We start from the raw sequence: 19,924 nt of genomic DNA, 5'->3' as shown, positions 1-19,924 counted from the left end.
CTAAAGGGGATTTACGATGAAACTTGCGATGATTCGCCATGAATTAAAGATGATGATGAGAAGCAGGAAAAATATATTCTTCATTATTGCAATATTAAGTTTACTATTAAGCTATTGTTTGCTTATCCTGCCAACAATGGAGACTCCTGATTCTTTTGATGTCGAAAAAACAGAGGAAGAAATTAAGAACATTGATGCCCTTAGACAGGGAATGATTGATCGTGGTGCAACTGGATTTGTCGAATTTACAGGTCAAACACAATATGCAACAGACACTTACAAAAGGAATATCTTAAGCAGAATGATCTACGCCTTTGAAGACGAAGATTTCAACAGATTCCTGGACTTGAGGATGAAAATCAATGATCATTATGCAGCAAGTCAAACTTCTGATTGGATGATCATTGGTGACGCACCTTACCCTTCCATCGATACAATGCGGGATTCAGAGCTTTCCAACCTGCGTTACAACGATTATTTAGAAGGAGATTATCCAATTACATATGAAATAATTGAACAAAAAACAGCCCTACAGACTATTGTAAAATTCCTTTTAGGAACTACCGCTGCCCTTATTATCTTCTGTGCAATCTACTTCAGCAGCGATATGCTTTCTAGAGACAGGACACACCGTTCAATCTTGCAAGGGATGCCGATTGGCTGGTACCAATTGATTAATATCAAATCTTTTGTCGCTTTCCTTTATACATTCATCGTTCTTGCAGGGCTTGCATTGCTTGCTGTTGTTATGATTTCCATCCAGAATGGATTTGGATTCTTTCAGCTGGCGGTACCTATCACAATTCCAAGCACAGAACCAGAGGATTACTTCGGTTATCGTTTTAGTGAGTTTGACACCATCACGATTGCAAAATTTTTATTACTAACCGTAGGAATTGTACCTATTCTTATCTATTTATTCATCCGAATCAATGCCCTTTTGAGCTTAATATTCAGAAACTCATGGGTTGTACTAATGATAGCGACTGCCCTCTTCTTCTCTGAAAGAATCTATTACTCTAGAACAACAACCGAACTGTTTGGTATTGACCTAAGCAATTTTCCACAAACGTATTTTGATTTCGGTAGGATTATATCTGGAGAAAAATATTACTTACTTCATCTGGAATCCATTACATACGAAAAAGGCATTATCGTCTTATTAATCTCCATCTTAATAGTGGAGATTGCATTATTGATTGCCTCACGAGTTTTTAATAAGCGCCGCTTTTATGCGAAATCAGCTTAATTAGAAAGGAATAATATTATGTTTTGGAAATTTACTAGATTTGAATGGAAAATGGTGTATATCAATCGGAAAAGCTGGTTGCTCGCTATATTTCTGCTTCTCTTTTTTCTATTATATTTCATCTATTATAGTCAAGAGGAACAGATGAGCCTTCAGGATCAGAAACGAAATGAATATCAAACGTCATACGCTGTATTCTATCATTTGGATAGTGGACGCCATGCTATACCAGAAGTAGCAGAAGTTTATGAGCGTCATACAGAAATCCAATCCCTGCTAGGCATGCAAGTTTGGAATATTGGAGGAGGCAGTGACCCGGAACAGTATGTAGAAGATGGTTTGGAAATTAATCAGCTTAGGCTGGAAGTCCATGATCTGGGAAATAGCGGAATACCTGATCATCTCATTGTCCCGAGAGAGGATATCTTAAAGGAAGATGCCTTGTTGCACTATATCAGAGACAATGATTTGCCTATTGAATCTGATTCCTTCATGACGAATCATTATATTACAAATGGACTAGCTATGATGTCAGGTCTCTTATTCCTCATTATTTTGCTGATTAGCGGCAATGAAATACTCGTCTACGAAAGGAAGCATCATTCCGTCTTGAAAGGTGTACCCATAACTTTCATAAAAAAGATTACAAGTAAGGTTTTCGTACACAGCTTATTTATTTTTACTTTTCTAATTCTCGGAATAGCTATCGGGTATTCATACTTATCACGAAATGTAGAAGGTGGAGGCTTTCAATTCCCTGTTTTAATGTACCAGAATGATACATATGTCGCTATTTCAACGATCCAATACTTAGCTTATCTATTTATTGGATTTGGGGTCGTAACGATTCTTATTCTGCTTCTTTCCGTCTTAATGAATATGATGTTCCGGCATGCTTTTGCCAATGTTTTAATCGGACTAGGAATTTTTATCCTTCCAGATATCGTAAGAGCTGCTGGATTTGAAGCTCGTTTTCTGCATCCCATCAAATATATTGATATAAACAAAGTACTTTCGGGAGAGCTTGCTGCCGAATTAAATAATCCTGCCATTGATTTTTGGAATGCGATGATAACTTTAGGTATAGTGAGTCTCGTTTTAATTGTAATTATTTATGCTTGGAATAAATATACGTATCTTCAAGTACCAAAAAACAATCCGCTAACTAAAGCGTTTTAACGGTGAAGAATGAGCAATAGGAGGGAAATTCATGCTTAAGCTGGAAAGTATCACGGTCAGATATAAGGATAAAACTGTATTAGAAAATCTCTCCCTCACTGCTACGGCTGGGGAGATCATTGGACTAGTTGCTCCAAATGGTACTGGAAAGACGACACTTTTTAATGTTATTGCCAACTTTTTAAAACCGAATAAAGGAAACGTGACGTTCCGTGAAAAACTGCAGTATAAAACGGAGAAGCAAGAAATCGCTATCCATAATCAGCTTGCAACTCTTCCAGACCAAGCTGATCTATTTGAGGAACTATCTGGTGTGGAGCATATGAAACTATATGCAGACATGTGGAATTCAGATAAAAAGGTGGAGGATATTTATAAGTATCTCCAAATGGAAGGGTATGTGAAAAAGAAAGTAAAAACCTATTCCCTTGGAATGCGTCAACGTCTCTGTTTTGCCATGCTCGCCTGTGCCGACACACCTGTCATGCTGATGGATGAAGTAATGAACGGCCTTGATGTGGCAAATGTCGCTCTCATTTCCAGAAGGCTTGCTGAAATGAAGGAAGAAGGTAAATTGTTATTCATCGCATCACACCTTCTCTCGAATCTTGATTTATATGCGGACAGGGTCCTTTATTTAAAAGACGGGGACTTTATTCACGAACAAAATGCACAAAATAAAAATGAAAAATATATCAAACTGGACATATCTCCTGAGGAATATGAAAAGTTGTCTCTTGTTTATAGCTTACCGGAGGACCATCTCTATATTGCGGACCACCTACTATGTATTCCAACTGTCAACATGTCTAAGGAGGAACAACTCCATTGGATGCTTAACGTAGCGAATGACGAGAATAAAGAGGTCACCATTGGCCCTCTTGGCACTTTAGAATTTTATGAGCATTATTATCATGGCGATGCAAAGGCTAAAATCCTAGGAGGAGAATGATATGAAGCAGATTCTTTTCCTTAATATACTGACTTGCTTTATCCTATTAATAGGATGCACATCAGAAGCCTCTGAAAAAGTTGTACAATACCAGAAGAACAATGAAATTATCGGTGAAGAACGAGAAGAACTCATCGGAGAAGTGAGCCCTACTATTTATGAAACAATTCAGCGGACTAATGAGGAAGCCGAAGAAATCCTCGTTTCACCTATTGAAAGACCAGGTGTTGGCATTACTCCCCCTGCTGGTAGGTATATGATTCATACCGGTGAACCGGGAAGGGTTCCGCAATCTGGAAGGGTTGTAGTTTCAGATGAAAATGGAGTAATATTATTGGAAGAGGTTTTAGGTCTAGGGGGAGTGGAAAGAGTAACACTAAATCTGAACGGTTCCCATGAAGTATATTTTGACGGTCTAGATTGGGCATATCTCACCCCAGTTCCAACAGAACAATTAAACGAGTTGACAGCTGGGATATGGGAAGTTGGTGCAGATATTGCAGCTGGAAGTTATACTGTCGTTGCAGCTTCTGAATTAGAATTTGGTTATTTACAGATTTTTGAGGAGGGTAATGATCCCCGGATCTTTGAAATTATAAATAGCCCTTCCATCCAAGTGGAAATAAAAGAAGGTCAAATCTTAAAGATTAATGGAGTATCTTATTTGAAGTTTGAATAGCACCTAATAGGGGACATTCGGAGATTATGTCAGGAATGTCCCGAAGGAAAGGAGTTTATCTATGCGCTGTGGTGTAAAATGTTTTTACGTAACTATTGAAAAAGAAGATGGCACTACGCTTCTCCCTGTATACGCCCGATCGACTGTAGAGGCAAGAAAAGCTGTTCGTCGCGAATATGGAAAAGAGACATCGATCCATTCTGTGCGGACGAAAGAAATAAATATATGATAGATTTATTGCCTCAATAATTGATGTTATACAAAGCCAACCTAGTCATATATATTAATATAGCTAACATTTGTATCTATACTCAAGACTGGGGGGTTTTGATGAAGGAAATCACTGTCTTTCTCGTTAATTACACTGAACAATCAACAATACAGAAAACGCTCCACTCTTTAAACATCATCTCTTCCAAAATACATTCTGTTATCGTATTACATGAAGATAAATCTCATCTCTATATCCAACACCAACTTTTTAACGTTGAATTCCATAAATTTAAAACTGGGGAATTGAGCAAAGCAGTAGATGATTTAATCTCCAAGATACAAAGCGAGTATGTTCTCATCCTACAGAATGCAGAATATCTTTCTCCAATGGCAATTACCGAAGAGTTCGAGTTGAAGGCATCCGAAATGGTCCTAGCTCATACCTATCACCAAAAACAAACCTCTGTTCATTACCCATTATTAATTCGGACAGAATTCATGAAAGAAAATCCTTTTCCGCCAGAACAGCAGCTTCCTTTTTCGGAGGCAATTTTCCCTGCCTGGCTTTCAACAGTAGACGATTCTCGTATCAAAATTAAAGAAAAACTAGTCATGCGTGGTAGAGAACAGCTGAACAGAAACTGGCTGGAAAAACAACGTTTCATGGAAAAATATCAAACGAACAAAACTCAAACGACTCATCCAAGTCTGGCCATCTTTATAGCCAATTATAATATGGAGAAATATGTGGAGAACGCAATAAATTCCTGTCTGCTGCAAAATCAAAAACCAGATAGGATCTATATTATAGATGATGGTTCATCTGACAAATCCTTAAATAAGATCAATAAATGGAAGTCGATATCAACAATTGAAATATTCCACAAGCAAAACGAAGGAAAGGCAAGGGCCTTAAATTATTTACTTCCACATGTTCATACCAATTTTATTTTAGAACTCGATGCCGATGACTGGTTGGACCCTGATGCCGTTTCCGTCATAAAAAAACAGATAGCAGACTTACAGGATAACACTGCAGTGTTGTATGGAAATCTACGAAGGTGGAAACAAACAAACAATAGTATACTCTTCAAAAAAGTCTCTATGGGGCGTAGTGTCAAAAACAGACAAGATTTACTATCATACCATTTCCCTCTTGGGCCTAGGATATACCGCACATCTTCATTAAAAAAAATTGGCGGCTTTCCTATCATAACTTATCAAGACGGCCGTCTGTATGAAGATGTCAGTGTATTAAACGAATTAATCAAGTCCTATAAGTTTCAATACAAAAACTTTACCGTTTACAACATAAGAGAACATAAAGAAAGCACTACTCGAAAGAACTTGGAACATTGGGATGGTTTTTTAAAGTATCTATAGCAAAATATAAACAGTCAGGGCGTTCTCCCGACTGTTTATTTTCTCTTTATATATTTAATTTATTTAGCACAAAATTCTATTAACTTATGGTAGTTCTGCCAACATCCAACCATTCCGTAAGTCTTCCCGGTTGTAATACAGTCGTTTTCCTTCCTCATAATTAATCACCTTCCCACCAGCCGCTTCAACAATCGCTTGCCCCGCTGCGGTATCCCATTCCATACTTGGAGTAAGCCTCGGATAATAATCAGCATTTCCTTCTGCTACTAAACAAAATTTAAGCGAGCTTCCTAATGAGATGACTTCAATCTCATCATGTTTTTCCTTAAGGTCATTAATAAATGTCTCAGTTTCTTTTGACATGTGGGAACGACTTGCTATTACCCTTAAAACACTATTTTCTTTATCCGGCAAACGAACACTCATTTTCAATAAATCATAATCATTTTCAAAATCAACACCTGATACCTTTTCCAATTTATACGCTTCCTTGTTATATCCTAAATAGAGCACATCGAGAGCTGGGGCGTAAATAATCCCTAATGATGGATAACTCCCTTCTATACACGCAATATTCACGGTAAATTCTCCGTTCTTCTTAATGAATTCCTTCGTGCCATCTAGTGGGTCAATCAACCAAAACTTATCCCAACTTTTCCTTTCCATATAAGGAATTGATCTTCCCTCTTCACTTAATATTGGTATAGTTTCATCTAAATTTTGTAAGCCTTGCACAATAACACGATGTGCTCGTTGATCTGCCAGGGTAAGCGGGGAATCATCCTCTTTATATTCGAAATCAAAATCTTCACCATACACATCTAATATTTCTTTTCCAGCTTCCAGTACAATTTTCGTTAAATCACTTAGAAAATGATCCATTCCTATACCACCTTTTGTTATTAAAACCAAATTAATGAAACAATAGTAACTGTTATAAGCATAATTAATAGACTAAGTGGTATTCCTATTTTAATAAAGTCTTTAAATTTATAAGCCCCTGGTCCATATACAATCAAATTAGTTTGATATCCAATTGGGGTAACAAAGCTTGCCGACGCAGCTATGAGGATTATCACTGCAAATCCTACATAAGATACACCTAAAGAATTTGCAATTTCAATCCCAAGCGGGAGCATCAACACGGCTACGGCACTATTTGTAATCACCTCTGTTAGAATGTTCGTTAATATATAAATGGAGAATAAAATAGCAATGAGTCCAAGAGGCTCGCCTAAAGAAAGTATTATATCCGCTATGACTCCAACCAATCCCGTCTTTGTCATAACAGTACCAATTCCAAATGCACTGGCAATTAACAATAAGATATTAAACTGAATATATTTTTTCGCCTCTTCAATATTAATTACTCTAAATAGCATCAATAATAGTGTTGCTAGGGCCATCGCTTTAAACATAGTTAAAAATCCAGTGGTTACCAATACAATCATCAAAATAAGCACACTAACCGCAAACCAACCCTTATTTCTATTTTCCTCTAACCTAGATGGGGTATCAAGAGAGGAAATAACATAAAATTCGTTACACCTTTCATATTTTTCCGTAAATTCAGAACCAGATAATAGTAATAACCTATCTCCTGCTTTCAAGATAATATCTCCAATTTTGCTCTTTATACGTTCATTATCCCTATGAACCGCTAAGATACCTGCATCAAATTTTGTTCTGAACTTTGATTGTTTAATAGATTTTGTTAAAAGAGAGGATTCATGGGATATAACTACTTCAAATAAATGAATATCACTTTTTCTTAAATCATCTAATTGAAATTCAGAACCTGTTTCTAGCTTTAGTCCACTGACTTTCTCTAAATCAGCAATTGTAGAAATAAGTCCTGTAAAAATTAAACGATCGCCTTCTCGAATAATGGTTGTAGATTTGACCGGGGAAATTGTTTCATCCCCACGGTTGATTTGTATTAGATACAGACCTTTTAATTCTCTTAACCCTGCTTCCCTCACGGAACAATCAATATACTTAAAATTTGATTCAACCGTCATTTCTGCTAGATATTCTCTTGATTCAACCTGTACTTGGTTGTCGGAACTCTTATGGTTTGGCAACAATTTGATTCCAATGGTAAACAAGAAGATAAATCCAACAATTGTAATAGGGAGCCCAACGACAGCCAATTGAAACAGTGAAAATCCTTCCAAACCAAGGTCAAGCAGCAATCCATGAACAACCATATTAGTTGAGGAGCCCAACAAAGTGATCGTTCCACTTAATATAGTTATATAAGATAATGGGATTAAGAATTTAGAGGGGGCTAGATTATTATCTTCCGCCCATTTCTTTAATAAAGGAGTAAACGTAACTACAATTGGCGTGTTGTTTAGAAAAGCTGAAGATGTTGCAATTGATATATAAAACTTCAACAAGGAACCTTTTATATTTTTTCCTGAAGCCAACCATTTATACACAAACCGGTCAATTACTCCATGTTTCTGAACAGCACCTGCTACAATGAACAACAGCGCCACCGTAAGCATTCCTTCATTGGAAAATCCTTTCAACGCCTCTTCGGTTGTTAGTAAACCTGTGAGGAGAAATACAATAACGACAGAAAACATAATAATATCCGGCCTTAAAACTTCAAATAACAGCGCGCAAAACATTACGATAATCATAACAGCAACAAATATCATTTCCCATGTCATCTACATACTGCTCCTCCCAACCACAGCATCCACTTTCGTTTTAATAGTTAACATACCATTAACTTAAATATTCCAATACTTGTTTCATTACAAGATCAGTAGCTTCTTCTAAAGTATATTTACTTGTATCAATTTGGATATGTGGTTTTTCCGGTGGCTCATATACGCTCGATATCCCTGTGAATTTTGAAATTTCACCCGAACGTGCTTTTTTATACAGACCTTTCGGATCACGTTTTTCACACTCTTTGAGTGGCGTATTTACATAGATTTCAATATATGAATCTCCTAGTATTTCACGAGCATCATCACGGTCTTTTTTAAAAGGTGAAATAAGGGATACCATTGATATTAATCCAGCTTCATTAATTAACTTGGAGACCTCCGCCATACGTCGTACATTTTCTGTACGATCCGTTTCTTTAAATCCAAGATCTTTATTTAAACCATGACGTAAATTATCTCCGTCCAATAACATCGTATGAAATCCTCTAGCCACAAGACGTTTCTCTACTTCATTTGCAAGTGTAGACTTACCAGACCCAGATAAACCAGTAAACCATAATGTTAATGGAATTTGGCCCTTTTGGGTTGCGCGTATTTCTCTCGTAACATCTGTTTCTTGCCAAATGACATTATTGGAACGATTTACCGACTGTTCAATAATTCCACATGCAGATGTCATATTCGATACACGGTCAATAAGAATTAGACCACCCATTGCTTCATTATTTTCAAAACGGTCGAACACTATGCTTTCGGATAGAGCTATCTCACATTCAATCATTTCATTCTTAATCCCTTTGTCAACAGGTGTTTTTAGACCATTATTAATATTGATTTGATTTTTTATGGTCACTACCATACACGGCAGTGTTTTTGTTCCAACTTTAATAAGGTAATTTTGACCTTCAACTAGTTCCTTATCATCCATCCAAAGAACAGTTGCTGTCAGCATATCAGCCACTTTTAATTCTTTACTTATTGTAAGTACATCACCGCGGGAAACATCAACTTCATGATCTAATTGGATAGTAACTGGTTGACCGTATACAGCAGAGTTCTCTTCTTTCCCAGATACTAGGATGCTTTTCACTTTTGCTTTTTCATGGCTTGGAAGAACGAAGATTTCATCTCCAACGTGGATCGTACCAGCTTCCACTTGACCTTGGAAACCACGAAATGTATGATTTGGACGGCTTACACGCTGGACTGGCATTAAAAATTTATCCCGTTTCACTTTTTGTTTTACTTCAATAGATTCTAAATACGGTAAAAGGGCTTTTTCTTTATACCAAAGCGTGTTCTGCGACTTTTTGATAATATTATCTCCTTCAGTAGCCGATACAGGGATAACACGGACACTTTCAAGATCAAGATTAGATACCAACTCTTCAAAATCTTGTTTGATATGCTCATAACGCTCTTGGTCATAATCTACTAAGTCCATTTTATTGACAGCCAATACAATATGCTTTATTCCCATTAGTGCACAAATTCGGGCATGGCGTTTTGTCTGAGTAATAACTCCTTTTGACGCATCGACTAATAAAACCGCTAAATCTGCAAAAGACGCACCCACTGCCATATTACGGGTGTATTCCTCATGTCCAGGGGTATCTGCAACGATAAAAGACCGTTTCTCTGTAGTAAAATAACGGTACGCTACATCAATCGTAATACCCTGTTCCCGTTCAGCTATCAGCCCATCAAGAAGAAAAGAATAATCAATCCGCCCTTCACGACTACCGGCTTTGCTGTCAAGCTCCAAGCTTTTTGCCTGGTCTGCAAATATCAGTTTTGCCTCAAAAAGCATATGTCCAATTAATGTTGTTTTACCATCATCTACACTGCCGCAAGTAATAAATTTCAATAGACTTTTCATGTTAGAAATACCCCTCTCGTTTCCGACGTTCCATACTGCCCTTAGCTTCGTGATCAATCACCCGACTTGTGCGTTCAGATGAAATCGCACTTAGTGTTTCCTCAATAATTTCATCAAGCGTATCGGCCTCAGACTCTACACCACCAGTGAGAGGATAACAGCCAAGTGTACGGAATCGTATTTTTTTCATCTCCACCTTTTCACCTGAGGCCAATTTCATACGATCATCATCTACCATTATGATGTTACCTTCGCGTTCCACTACCGGACGTTCTTTTGCGAAATAGAGTGGGACAATCTCAATATTTTCCCGCTTTATATACTGCCAGATATCTTTCTCCGTCCAATTAGAAAGCGGAAATACACGAATACTCTCCCCTTTATTTATAGATGTGTTATAAAGCTTCCACATTTCGGGTCTTTGATTTTTAGGATCCCACGCATGATTCTTATTACGGAAAGAAAAGATTCGCTCTTTTGCTCGTGACTTCTCTTCATCACGACGAGCCCCTCCAAATGCAGCCGTAAACCCATATTTATCTAGACCTTGTTTTAACGCTTGCGTTTTCATAATATCAGTATAAGAGGCACCATAATCAAATGGATTAATACCTTGTTTTATACCTTCCTCATTAATCTGCTCAATCATGGTTATTCCGTGTTTCTTTGCAACCTGATCTCTAAACTCAATCATTTCTTTAAATTTCCATGTTGTATTAACATGCATAAAAGGAAATGGCGGTTTCTCAGGATAAAATGCTTTAATTGCCAGATGGAGCATCACAGAGCTGTCTTTACCAATCGAATAAAGCATAACTGGATTTTCACATTCTGCTGCTACTTCACGGATGATATAAATGGCTTCCGCTTCTAGTTGATCAAGGTGGGTCAATTTGGACATTTCATTTCCTCCTTGCGTAAATTTATCAAAAGTATAATCAATGGATTCTTTAAAACTATGGTTAATATGCTGCTTCGTTTAATCCCTGTTTGATTTCTTCCCTAAACAAAAAACAAATTCCCCATGTTGTACTACAGATCAGTTCCAATAGCATAGAAAAACAATTGATTCAAGATAAAGTATGATACCACTATTGACTTTGTCTCGGCTTTTGTACTTGCGCATTGACACAGGTTAGGAATTAGAAGATATTTCTTTAGATAGAATCTTGCTTCCAAAATAATAAACATAATGTGGTGATATTCCCTGCAGAGCATTCGTTATTAATAAACAAAAACAATCAAGCCGGGGTCTTTATCAATAGGAGGGTTTCCAAAAGAGGATTGTAAAAAGACAATTTGACTAGCTAATCCCCTCATTATTTAACATCGTCCTTAATTTGTTAACATCAACAACAAGGTTTTTGAGGACTTCATGGGATTTAGAACCGGGATTAGCAGTCCTGCATTTTAGTAGGTGGTAATCTAAACCTAAGTATTGTCCAATTTTTACGAACTCATCAGAAGTAGAAGTAAAAAGCTGAATAATTTTCGTTCCAGGCTGACAAAACATTATATTTGCTAGGCCTGCACCATTTGGACTAATGATCACTTTGGCTGAGGAAAAAATATCAATTTGTTCCTGTACAGTCAGAGAACTTAAGACGATTTTTTTAAAGCCTTTAATCGTTAATAGTTTCATAAGCTTCGATTCATTAGCAACCTTCCGCCATGAAGCATCTTCCCTGCTGACATAAATTCTTTCAAAGTTACTTAATTCATTTTTTGGGGGTGTCTTAAGAAAAGATTTCCGAAGAAATTCAATTGTCCATTTTACACATGTTCCTGCATTAAAGGGAACCGAGGGTAGAATTAAACTTTCAGCTTTCAAGTGCTGTCCAGCTTTAAGCTGTAGAATCATTTCGTCAGGAATTCCAAGCATTCTTACAGTTTCTCGTTGAAATGGCTTAGTCATAGCCGGTAGAACATATTTGTCAATGTGAAATCCACTTAGCTGCAATAAATGATAGCGTCCTAGTATATCATGTAACCAATGCCAGTAATTCGTGTGCCCGGCCCAGGATAAAACACCCAAGTTGCCATTGTAAAGTGTTGGTACAGGTATATGCTTGTGAGCCACCCTTTCAAAATATGGATGATATAAATGAAAAACCATATCTTGCAAACACTTTTGGTCAGGAGTCATTGTATATACCATTCCTTCACCTTTATCACACATCCAAATACTTCCGTTCTTTATCATGGAAACATAAGATTCAGGAAACCTATGTTCAACTCCGAACTTTGGAGGTATTACCCAATCCACCCATTCTGGTGTATCTCCTTTTGGAACTCTAAATGTCACTACCTCGTCTTTAAAAAACTCTTTATAAACATCATCTAAATCCTTATTCTTAGTAGTTTCTTTCATCCAATCTTTTGTATGAACAAATAAATCCGTCATAAATTGCCTTACCTCCTTTTAAATTGGTTGCCCCAATTCCGCCCTATTATTACACATCCTCTGATATAAAACATAATATGTAGAAGAATAACTAATAGTGCAAAAATTGAGCTTTAGTCAGATAGGAGAGTATAACATGATTAACGTATTAGTAACCGGGGCAGGAGGATTTATTGGTAAAAATTTAATAGATGTACTGCAACAAGACAAAAAGATCATTGTCAATCAGTATCATCGAAATGATGACGTATCGCAGTTATATCAGTATTTAAATAATGCTGATATAGTCTATCACCTTGCAGGAGTTAACAGACCTAAGGAAAATGAAGAGTTTACTAAAGTTAATAAAGGACTTACAGAGACCATTGTTAAATATTTGAAGGATCAGAATAAAACACCACTGATAGTTTTTTCATCTTCAAGGCAAGCAGAGATGAATAACCCTTATGGTCAAAGTAAAAAAGAAGCTGAAGAAGTTCTAAAAAAATTCAGCATAGAGACTGGGGCAGACGTAAGAATTTATCAATTGCCAGGTGTCTTCGGTAAGTGGTGTAAACCGCATTACAATTCAGTTGTTGCTACGTTCTGCCATGAAATTGCACATCATAGGGAAATAGATATCCATGATGCAGATAAAATGTTGGAGCTTGTATATATTGATGATGTCGTGAATAGTTTCATAGATTGCCTTTATGAGAAAAAGATGGGAAAGACTTTTTATCAACATATCAAACAAACTTTTCATATAACCGTAGGAGAGTTAGCTAATAGGCTTTATAAAATTAGAGACATACGGAAATCGTTGATTATACCGGATTTGTCTGATTTGCTGACTAAATATTTATATACAACCTATTTATCTTATATAGAACCTAACGACTTTTCCTATAGATTGCCTACACATAAAGATAGTAGGGGTAGTCTGATTGAATTAATCAAATCGCACCAGGCTGGACAAATATTTATGTCAACCACAAAAAAAGGTGTCATAAGGGGAAATCACTATCACCATACAAAGGTAGAGAAGTTTTGCGTTATTAAAGGCACAGCAAATATTAAACTAAGGAAAATTGGTAATGATAAAACGATCACTTACACTGTGTCAGACCAAAATATTGAGATTGTAGATATTCCTCCAGGTTATACGCATTCGATTGAAAATATAACGGATGAAGAGATAATTGTATTGTTTTGGGCTAATGAACTTTTTGACCCGAATAATCCGGATACTTTTTATTTACAAGTTGATAGGGATAAAACTGATTAAAAGAGAGGATGATATTTGTGTCGAAAGATAGAAAATATAAATTTCAAGAAGATGATATTTGTATAGTTGCCTACCCTAAGTCAGGAAACAATTTTCTACTATTTCTTGTTGCTACGTTACTGTACAAGAAAAAATTAGATTGGGCAACTAAAGGGATGATGATTCAAAACATAGATAGCGAGCCAATTGTCGGACTTCCCTCCCCACATCTTGTTTGGAGCCATCATGGTTATGATCCAACCTATCCGAAAGTTATTTACCTTGTAAGAGATCCAAGAGATATCGTCATTTCTTATTATCATCATTTTCAGAAATACTTTGGTGATACACGGAGCTTTAATGATTTCTTTGATGCTTTTATGGAAGGAAGCATCGGTCCTGGATTCTGGGATAAGAATATAGAAAGCTGGCTTGACAATCAGAAAAACGTTAACAATGGATTTCTGCTGATTAAATATGAAGATCTCCTAGAAAACACTTTTAAAGAAGCACAAAGGATTATAAAATTCTTAAATTTGAACAGAACGAACAAAGAAATAAACGAAGCGGTAAAATGGGCATCCTTTGATAATATGAAAGAATTAGAGAAGAAACAACATGAGCATCTTAACGGCAGGTCACCACTTGTTAATCCGAACATCCCTTTTGTAAGGGAGGGTCGGTCAAATTCATGGAAATCTGTCTTAAGTCAAACGCAACAAATACAAATCAATGAAAAGTTTTATAAAACTTTAAAACGATTAGGATATGATATTTAAACGTAACAGGCAAGCGCCTTTTGATATCAAAAGGCGCTTATTACTTTTGAGAAAGGAGAATATTACCGATGCTGAATATATTACTTATAGCAACGGATACTTCTCATTTTACAAATAATAATTACCACGTTCTAGAGAAAGAATTAGCAAATATAACAAATCTGATGGTCTATCGAAAATCTGGACATATCAATAAAATACTACACAATATTCCTTACAAACCAGATTTCATCTTAATTCTAAATGATGTAGGGAAAAATTTTGCCCCAGTGGTTAACGGTTTGTCCACTATCAACATTCCAACAGCACTGGTAGTGAATGATGCCCACCGATTTGTGAATCAACGGAAAAGGTATATAATAGCTAATCATATCAAAATATTCTTTGTCATATGTAAGCATAATTTCTTCAATTATTACCCAGACCAACAACATGACAAAGTTTTCTTTTTACCCCAATTTGCTAATATCTCCATATTCAAAAAATACAACATTGAAAAGTCAATTGACATGATGATGTTAGGGGAAACCTCTCTGCCGAAAATATACCCTTTAAGAGAACAGATATTAAAATATTTTAAATCTGACCCTAGATTTGTAACTTCCCCTCATCCAGGTTGGAAAAATTTTTCGGAAAAACAAGCGAAAGAGGCCTTAATTAAAGAGAATTATGCACGGGAAATTAACAAGGCAAAACTCTTTTTTGCATGTGGATCTATCCGGCAAGTGGTGACTTTTAAATATTTTGAAGTTCCAGCTTGCGGTACGTTACTATTGGCCCCTGACTTGCCGGAACTAAAAGAGATCGGCTTATTACCAGGTAAACATTTTGTAGATATAAATGAGGAGAATTTTGCGGAGAAAGCAGAATACTACCTAATAAACGAGCAGAAAAGAAAACGAATAATAGAGCAGGGTTTCCATTTCATTCACCATAACCATTCAGCTGCTCACCGTGCAAAGCAACTGGTCGATCAAATAAAAACAATACTGTAAAAAAACTTATTCTTAATGCCTCCCACCTAAATAAAATGGCTGACACCGAGTATCACATAATCGTGATTCTGAGTCAGACCATTTTTTTATATCGTTTACTCTTTCCTTTCAACATCCTTATCAAAAATTGCTTTTGTTGAAATAAAATCAGCGTCCATAAGAATTTGCTCAATTTCGTATAACTGCATCAATTTATCATTTGATTGATATCGAGCAAAACTAACCTTTGGTAGCTTCCCGTATCTTTCTCTTAATTCTTCAGAGGCATTATCAGGTAAGATGACGTAATAATTCTCATCAAATTTATAAGCGTTACGTGATTCAGCTTCGGATACTAATACTTCATGCAGTTTCTCACCTGGCCGAATGCCAATTTCTTTTATAGTAATTTCCTTAGTAGCGTAATGCTCCTTCAAAACCTCAATTAAGTCAATAATCCGACATGCTTTCATCTTCATAACAAATATTTCTCCGCCAATTGCTTTTTCGGATGCGTATAATAATAAATCAATCGCTTGAGAGACGGTCAAAAAGAAGCGGGTCATTTCTTTTGATGTTAGAGGTACAGAATGATGGTGTATGATTTGATCTTTGAAAAATGGGATGGCACTACCATTTGTTCCAATAACATTACCTCCACGAATACAAACAAAACGAGTATGGTTACTTAACTGGTTGGCTTGGATGGCAAGCTTTTCACCAATCGCTTTTGTCATACCATAGAAATTAATCGGTTCCACTGCCTTATCTGTCGATACATCAATAACTTTTTTTACATTTTGAATTAAACTCGCTTTAATCACATTCTCCGTTCCGTGAACATTAGTCTTCAAAGCCTCCAATGGTTGATCTTCACAGATTGGAACATGTTTTAGCGCCGAAAGATGAAAAATATAATCAACATTTCTTGCTGCTTCGTTCACGGCTTCAAAGTCTCTAACATCACCTATCACAAATTTTAAAATGGGATTATCCGAATACTTTCTCTTCATATTAACCTGTGCAAATTCATTACGCGAGAATATTCGAATCTCTTTCGGTTCGAATGGTAGAAGCTTCTTCACAAGCTCATGCCCCCATGAGCCTGTTCCTCCAGTAACCAATATTATTGCATCTTTAAACAACTTAAAAAAACTCCCCTCCAACTATTATTCTTATTAATTGTCACCAAGAGTTTACTTATTGATAGCTGATCGTCTATAGACCAGTTCCCAGATAACCCATTTTCTTGCTCTCATGTTTTTATCTAATAAATGAAGCAGATAATAAAAGGCAAAATCTACAGCGTGACGTTAAATTATTAACTTCAAAGGACTTCTCATTGTACTTCGAGATATACTCAGCGTAGAAATAAGTTGATCTCATCTCTTAACCTTGTATCTTTTCTTGGATTGTTAGTGAATTCAAATACTTTTCCCTTTATAAAGCAACACATTAATTTATATGAAAGATGCAAGCTACTTTCGTTTTTTGAGATGTATCTTTCTTTCATAATCTTTACGGATGTTAAATTATAATCTGCTAAAAATGCATCCTTATCTTCCCTCATTCTTAGAAAATGGAATAGAGGGAATTTACCTTCACTATCCTTAAGAGAGATATTTCTTCTGTATTCCTTCATCATATTAGTAGTATTATCGACGCTGACTTCCCTAGATACATACTAGAACTTCCTTCTTCACTTAATATCAATCTATGGATTCATAAGTTATAAGATTGGACATATCAACCAAAACATTACATTTTCACGAAATTGAAAAAACCACCTATTTCCAATAGTTTTTGATCAAAGTTACCATCAGTCGAGAAAACAAGAATGTGTAGGCATAAACAAGATTAAATTAAAATACTCATCATATTTGATCGAAAATTAGGATAATATACAGACTAGATTTTAATATACATGTATCAGCATTCTGCATCTTGAAGAAAGATTTTGTTTCAGAATATAACCGGACATTTTTTTAACTGTCTATCTTCCTTAATAGACGGGATAGAATACTGAACAGCGTGATAGGACATGTGAGGATATAAGAACAGCGATTTCATGTGACAGATTTAGACAAATTATAATTTGTCTGTATTTGATAATAAAAAAGGTCTGAAGAGGTAAGTAGGACATTAGCACTTATGGATTAATCAGCATATAATGAAGTAACTAACAGTAATTGGTTTTATTCGTCATACAACTCCTAAAGAAAGCAGACACGAAGGATACAATATAGAATAAAGATGCTGATATACTATGATATGCAAGTAAAATACACTACATTTTTTACCTCCATTAAGAAACAGCCTTCCCCCATACCAGGCAAGGCTATTTCTTAAAACGGTGTCCGATTTTATATTTGTTCCCCGTAAGAAAAGTAATGACTAGTAACTATTCCACAGAATAGTGGAAAAACATCCGAGGAACAAGTTCTACTTGTTGCACAATCATTGTTATTTTAATATTCATAATCAAGTTATTAGACTGCTACAGGGAATCGGACATAGTTGATGGCACTTGCTGCGACATACTGTTTGGTTGTGGTCCCGTATCCACTAGTTACCTCGATAACTAGAACTAAATCACCTGTAACTGTCGAGAGTATCCCTTCAATTACATTACTATCCGTGGTGACCTCTACTGTTGCTCCTAAACGTCTAGCCAATTCAGCAGTGAAAGTTGCTTCAAACATTTATTACACTCCTCCTTTATAATTCACTCACTAATTCAATTTTGTCTATTCGAATTAGCACTTGCGATCCGTCAGCCTCGACAAGTACGATATAGTCGTTTCTGACGGCAAGTAGCACTCCAGTTAACGGTCCAAACGGAACGGTAACTTCTACTTGCTCGTTTACTAAGGATAATAGTAGCTCCCTTATTGATGCTGGACTGGTTGGAGGTGTTGGTGGATTTGGTGTTGGCGGTGTTGGTCGACGATCTATCGAAATCCCTCCGAAGTCGACATTAAAGTCTACGGACGGAAAGTCTACTTCGACACCAGTTGTAGTTGCTCTATCGATGAGAGAAGTGTTATTTTGTGACAGCTGATTGAGTAAACCCAATAAAGCTCTCTGCCTATTTGTTAATTCTGGCAAGTTGATTCATCCTTTCTTATTTTGTCTTATTCTTATCGTGGTGATAGGCAGGAAAATTACCCACCAATGATTGCTGGTAATTTTCCGCCTTCACCCATATTACAGAATGTCTAACGTAGCAATGACACCAAGAAGAAGTTGAATGAGTATTTGTAGATGTACTGCAATATCTGTATCAACTGTGACAATGTCAACATACTTCGACTTTTCTACAATTGTTTTTTGGCGATTGCTCTGATTTGTCTTAGAAATCTGTTTGAAGTCTTGTAAGATATCTTCAACTTGATTATCATCTGCTATAGCCAAGCGAAGCACAATGGCAAGCGCTGCTTCGATACCGATTTGTAAAGATAGTGCTACCTGTGTATCAGTTGTTTCAACATTAACACATTCTGAATCCTTAATAATGATCCATTCTTCTGAGAGCTGTTTTGTAATGTTCGTCTGTTCGGCATCCTGTTCTACAATCGCTTGTGAACCCCCTCTATTGTCCTCGCAGTAATCCAATGCTCGCCACTCTTTTGTTTTTGACATATGTTACACCCCTTTCCTTTATAAGATATCTACCAATAGCACTAATGCAATCAGGACTTGAAGCATTAATTGAATGTTAATTGCCAAATCTGTATCTTTCGTAGTTACATTTGCGTCTTTTGTGTTATAAATTAAGATTTTTTGCTTATTCTTTTGCGCCATATTGAATTGTTGTGTAAGCTCTTGAGATACAGCATCCCTTTGTTGCCCATCAGCAATTGAGATATTTAAAACGAGGGCAATGGCTAGTTGCAAAGCAGCTTGAAGAGAGACACCTATTTGAGTATCAGTTGTGTTCACTTTAATGTGGCAAGATTCCTTTACCCAAATTACTTCAGCTGATTCTTGATCCATCCATGATAGTTGGGCTCCATCCTGTAGTTCAAAAGCATCGTTATTGCTTTGGAAGTTCGATTCAACTGATTGGTGATTACTAAATTCATGGGAACTCTTACATCCACAGTGGTCACCACAACCGCAATTTCTCCTAGTTCCTTCAAATGCTGTATCATCAAAGTACGAATATCTATCTCTTCCATGGTCAATATCATAGTAATCTACATTTCTAAAAACAGACATTTAGACACTCCTTTCTTGTGGTTATATGATATTTTTATGGTTTTTTTTTCTATAAGACTGTACAAATTCACTAGCTTCC

19 protein-coding genes are annotated in these 19,924 nt (G+C 36.3%); 9 read left to right on the top strand and 10 right to left on the bottom strand.

The genetic code is table 11. The features are described from left to right. Positions 1 to 16: 16 nt before the first annotated feature. From M3210_RS11360 to M3210_RS11335, 6 genes are all read left to right on the top strand, one after another. Positions 17 to 1,249 carry an ABC transporter permease subunit gene (locus M3210_RS11360; RefSeq protein ID WP_251514451.1) on the top strand — a complete coding sequence of 411 codons (1,233 nt, stop codon included), beginning with the start codon at positions 17 to 19 and terminating at the stop codon, positions 1,247 to 1,249. Between the two features lie 18 nt (positions 1,250 to 1,267). After that, the gene (locus M3210_RS11355) at positions 1,268 to 2,428 is read left to right on the top strand and encodes a hypothetical protein (protein ID WP_251514450.1); all 1,161 of its coding nucleotides are present in this window, start codon (positions 1,268 to 1,270) and stop codon (positions 2,426 to 2,428) included. A gap of 31 nt (positions 2,429 to 2,459) precedes the next feature. After that, positions 2,460 to 3,380 (top strand): ATP-binding cassette domain-containing protein, encoded by a 921-nt coding sequence (locus tag M3210_RS11350; protein ID WP_251514449.1) that lies wholly within the window; start codon positions 2,460 to 2,462, stop codon positions 3,378 to 3,380. A 1-nt stretch (position 3,381) separates the two neighbouring features. Continuing rightward, positions 3,382 to 4,059 (top strand): hypothetical protein, encoded by a 678-nt coding sequence (locus M3210_RS11345; protein ID WP_251514448.1) that lies wholly within the window; start codon positions 3,382 to 3,384, stop codon positions 4,057 to 4,059. A gap of 61 nt (positions 4,060 to 4,120) precedes the next feature. Beyond that, positions 4,121 to 4,288 carry a hypothetical protein gene (locus M3210_RS11340; protein WP_251514447.1) on the top strand — a complete coding sequence of 56 codons (168 nt, stop codon included), beginning with the start codon at positions 4,121 to 4,123 and terminating at the stop codon, positions 4,286 to 4,288. A 101-nt stretch (positions 4,289 to 4,389) separates the two neighbouring features. Further along, positions 4,390 to 5,655 carry a glycosyltransferase family 2 protein gene (locus M3210_RS11335; protein WP_251514446.1) on the top strand — a complete coding sequence of 422 codons (1,266 nt, stop codon included), beginning with the start codon at positions 4,390 to 4,392 and terminating at the stop codon, positions 5,653 to 5,655. Positions 5,656 to 5,739: 84 nt separating this feature from the next. Here M3210_RS11335 and cysQ read toward each other — a convergent pair whose 3' ends face one another. From cysQ to M3210_RS11310, 5 genes are all read right to left on the bottom strand, one after another. Next, on the bottom strand, positions 5,740 to 6,537 hold the full coding sequence (gene cysQ / locus M3210_RS11330) for a 3'(2'),5'-bisphosphate nucleotidase CysQ (RefSeq protein ID WP_251514445.1): 798 nt from the start codon (positions 6,535 to 6,537) through the stop codon (positions 5,740 to 5,742). Positions 6,538 to 6,557: 20 nt separating this feature from the next. Further along, positions 6,558 to 8,336, bottom strand: a complete 1,779-nt coding sequence (locus tag M3210_RS11325; RefSeq protein WP_251514444.1) for an SLC13 family permease — start codon at positions 8,334 to 8,336, stop codon at positions 6,558 to 6,560. A gap of 58 nt (positions 8,337 to 8,394) precedes the next feature. Continuing rightward, a complete protein-coding gene (gene cysC, locus M3210_RS11320) occupies positions 8,395 to 10,221 on the bottom strand; it encodes an adenylyl-sulfate kinase (protein ID WP_251514443.1) in 1,827 nt (608 codons plus the stop codon). Between the two features lies 1 nt (position 10,222). Next, entirely contained in the window at positions 10,223 to 11,122 is a 900-nt protein-coding gene (gene cysD, locus M3210_RS11315; protein WP_251514441.1) for a sulfate adenylyltransferase subunit CysD, read from the bottom strand. A 402-nt stretch (positions 11,123 to 11,524) separates the two neighbouring features. Next, on the bottom strand, positions 11,525 to 12,625 hold the full coding sequence (locus M3210_RS11310; protein WP_251514439.1) for a glycosyltransferase family 61 protein: 1,101 nt from the start codon (positions 12,623 to 12,625) through the stop codon (positions 11,525 to 11,527). 136 nt (positions 12,626 to 12,761) lie between these two features. On the opposite strand from M3210_RS11310, the gene M3210_RS11305 reads away from it, so the two are divergent. The 3 genes from M3210_RS11305 (at position 12,762) to M3210_RS11295 (ending at position 15,645) form a co-directional block, all read left to right on the top strand. Next, positions 12,762 to 13,892 (top strand): polysaccharide biosynthesis C-terminal domain-containing protein, encoded by a 1,131-nt coding sequence (locus tag M3210_RS11305; RefSeq protein WP_251514437.1) that lies wholly within the window; start codon positions 12,762 to 12,764, stop codon positions 13,890 to 13,892. 17 nt (positions 13,893 to 13,909) lie between these two features. Further along, positions 13,910 to 14,650, top strand: a complete 741-nt coding sequence (locus M3210_RS11300) for a sulfotransferase domain-containing protein (RefSeq protein WP_251514435.1) — start codon at positions 13,910 to 13,912, stop codon at positions 14,648 to 14,650. 68 nt (positions 14,651 to 14,718) lie between these two features. Next, positions 14,719 to 15,645, top strand: coding sequence for a glycosyltransferase (locus M3210_RS11295; protein ID WP_251514433.1), 927 nt, complete (start codon positions 14,719 to 14,721; stop codon positions 15,643 to 15,645). A gap of 95 nt (positions 15,646 to 15,740) precedes the next feature. On the opposite strand, the gene M3210_RS11290 is transcribed toward M3210_RS11295, so the two are convergent. From M3210_RS11290 to M3210_RS11270, 5 genes are all read right to left on the bottom strand, one after another. Continuing rightward, complete coding sequence (locus M3210_RS11290) at positions 15,741 to 16,769, bottom strand: polysaccharide biosynthesis protein (RefSeq protein WP_251514430.1); 1,029 nt, start codon at positions 16,767 to 16,769, stop codon at positions 15,741 to 15,743. Between the two features lie 1,344 nt (positions 16,770 to 18,113). Further along, a complete protein-coding gene (locus M3210_RS11285; RefSeq protein WP_251514428.1) occupies positions 18,114 to 18,326 on the bottom strand; it encodes a hypothetical protein in 213 nt (70 codons plus the stop codon). 16 nt (positions 18,327 to 18,342) lie between these two features. Then, positions 18,343 to 18,732, bottom strand: a complete 390-nt coding sequence (locus tag M3210_RS11280) for a DUF2642 domain-containing protein (RefSeq protein ID WP_251514426.1) — start codon at positions 18,730 to 18,732, stop codon at positions 18,343 to 18,345. A gap of 99 nt (positions 18,733 to 18,831) precedes the next feature. Beyond that, positions 18,832 to 19,266: a spore coat protein gene (locus tag M3210_RS11275; protein WP_251514423.1), complete on the bottom strand. Its 435-nt coding sequence runs from the start codon at positions 19,264 to 19,266 to the stop codon at positions 18,832 to 18,834. An 18-nt stretch (positions 19,267 to 19,284) separates the two neighbouring features. Beyond that, on the bottom strand, positions 19,285 to 19,845 hold the full coding sequence (locus M3210_RS11270; RefSeq protein ID WP_251514420.1) for a spore coat protein: 561 nt from the start codon (positions 19,843 to 19,845) through the stop codon (positions 19,285 to 19,287). Positions 19,846 to 19,924: the final 79 nt, after the last annotated feature.

This window comes from Oceanobacillus luteolus (genome assembly GCF_023715655.1).
Classification (GTDB): Bacteria; Bacillota; Bacilli; order Bacillales; family Amphibacillaceae; genus Oceanobacillus; species Oceanobacillus luteolus.
Note: the sequence above shows the minus strand (reverse complement) of the source record. Positions and strands in the feature narration are given on the sequence as shown.

Bases quoted from the DNA above. Each gene is read 5' to 3' on its own strand.
- M3210_RS11335 (WP_251514446.1), top strand. From the start codon at position 4,390: ATGAAGGAAATCACTGTCTTTCTCGTTAATTACACTGAACAATCAACA.
- M3210_RS11275 (WP_251514423.1), bottom strand. From the start codon at position 19,266: ATGTCAAAAACAAAAGAGTGGCGAGCATTGGATTACTGCGAGGACAAT.
- M3210_RS11305 (WP_251514437.1), top strand. From the start codon at position 12,762: ATGATTAACGTATTAGTAACCGGGGCAGGAGGATTTATTGGTAAAAAT.
- M3210_RS11340 (WP_251514447.1), top strand. From the start codon at position 4,121: ATGCGCTGTGGTGTAAAATGTTTTTACGTAACTATTGAAAAAGAAGAT.
- M3210_RS11355 (WP_251514450.1), top strand. From the start codon at position 1,268: ATGTTTTGGAAATTTACTAGATTTGAATGGAAAATGGTGTATATCAAT.
- cysD (WP_251514441.1), bottom strand. From the start codon at position 11,122: ATGTCCAAATTGACCCACCTTGATCAACTAGAAGCGGAAGCCATTTAT.
- M3210_RS11345 (WP_251514448.1), top strand. From the start codon at position 3,382: ATGAAGCAGATTCTTTTCCTTAATATACTGACTTGCTTTATCCTATTA.
- M3210_RS11325 (WP_251514444.1), bottom strand. From the start codon at position 8,336: ATGACATGGGAAATGATATTTGTTGCTGTTATGATTATCGTAATGTTT.
- cysQ (WP_251514445.1), bottom strand. From the start codon at position 6,537: ATGGATCATTTTCTAAGTGATTTAACGAAAATTGTACTGGAAGCTGGA.
- M3210_RS11350 (WP_251514449.1), top strand. From the start codon at position 2,460: ATGCTTAAGCTGGAAAGTATCACGGTCAGATATAAGGATAAAACTGTA.
- M3210_RS11285 (WP_251514428.1), bottom strand. From the start codon at position 18,326: ATGTTTGAAGCAACTTTCACTGCTGAATTGGCTAGACGTTTAGGAGCA.
- M3210_RS11360 (WP_251514451.1), top strand. From the start codon at position 17: ATGAAACTTGCGATGATTCGCCATGAATTAAAGATGATGATGAGAAGC.
- M3210_RS11270 (WP_251514420.1), bottom strand. From the start codon at position 19,845: ATGTCTGTTTTTAGAAATGTAGATTACTATGATATTGACCATGGAAGA.
- M3210_RS11310 (WP_251514439.1), bottom strand. From the start codon at position 12,625: ATGACGGATTTATTTGTTCATACAAAAGATTGGATGAAAGAAACTACT.
- cysC (WP_251514443.1), bottom strand. From the start codon at position 10,221: ATGAAAAGTCTATTGAAATTTATTACTTGCGGCAGTGTAGATGATGGT.
- M3210_RS11295 (WP_251514433.1), top strand. From the start codon at position 14,719: ATGCTGAATATATTACTTATAGCAACGGATACTTCTCATTTTACAAAT.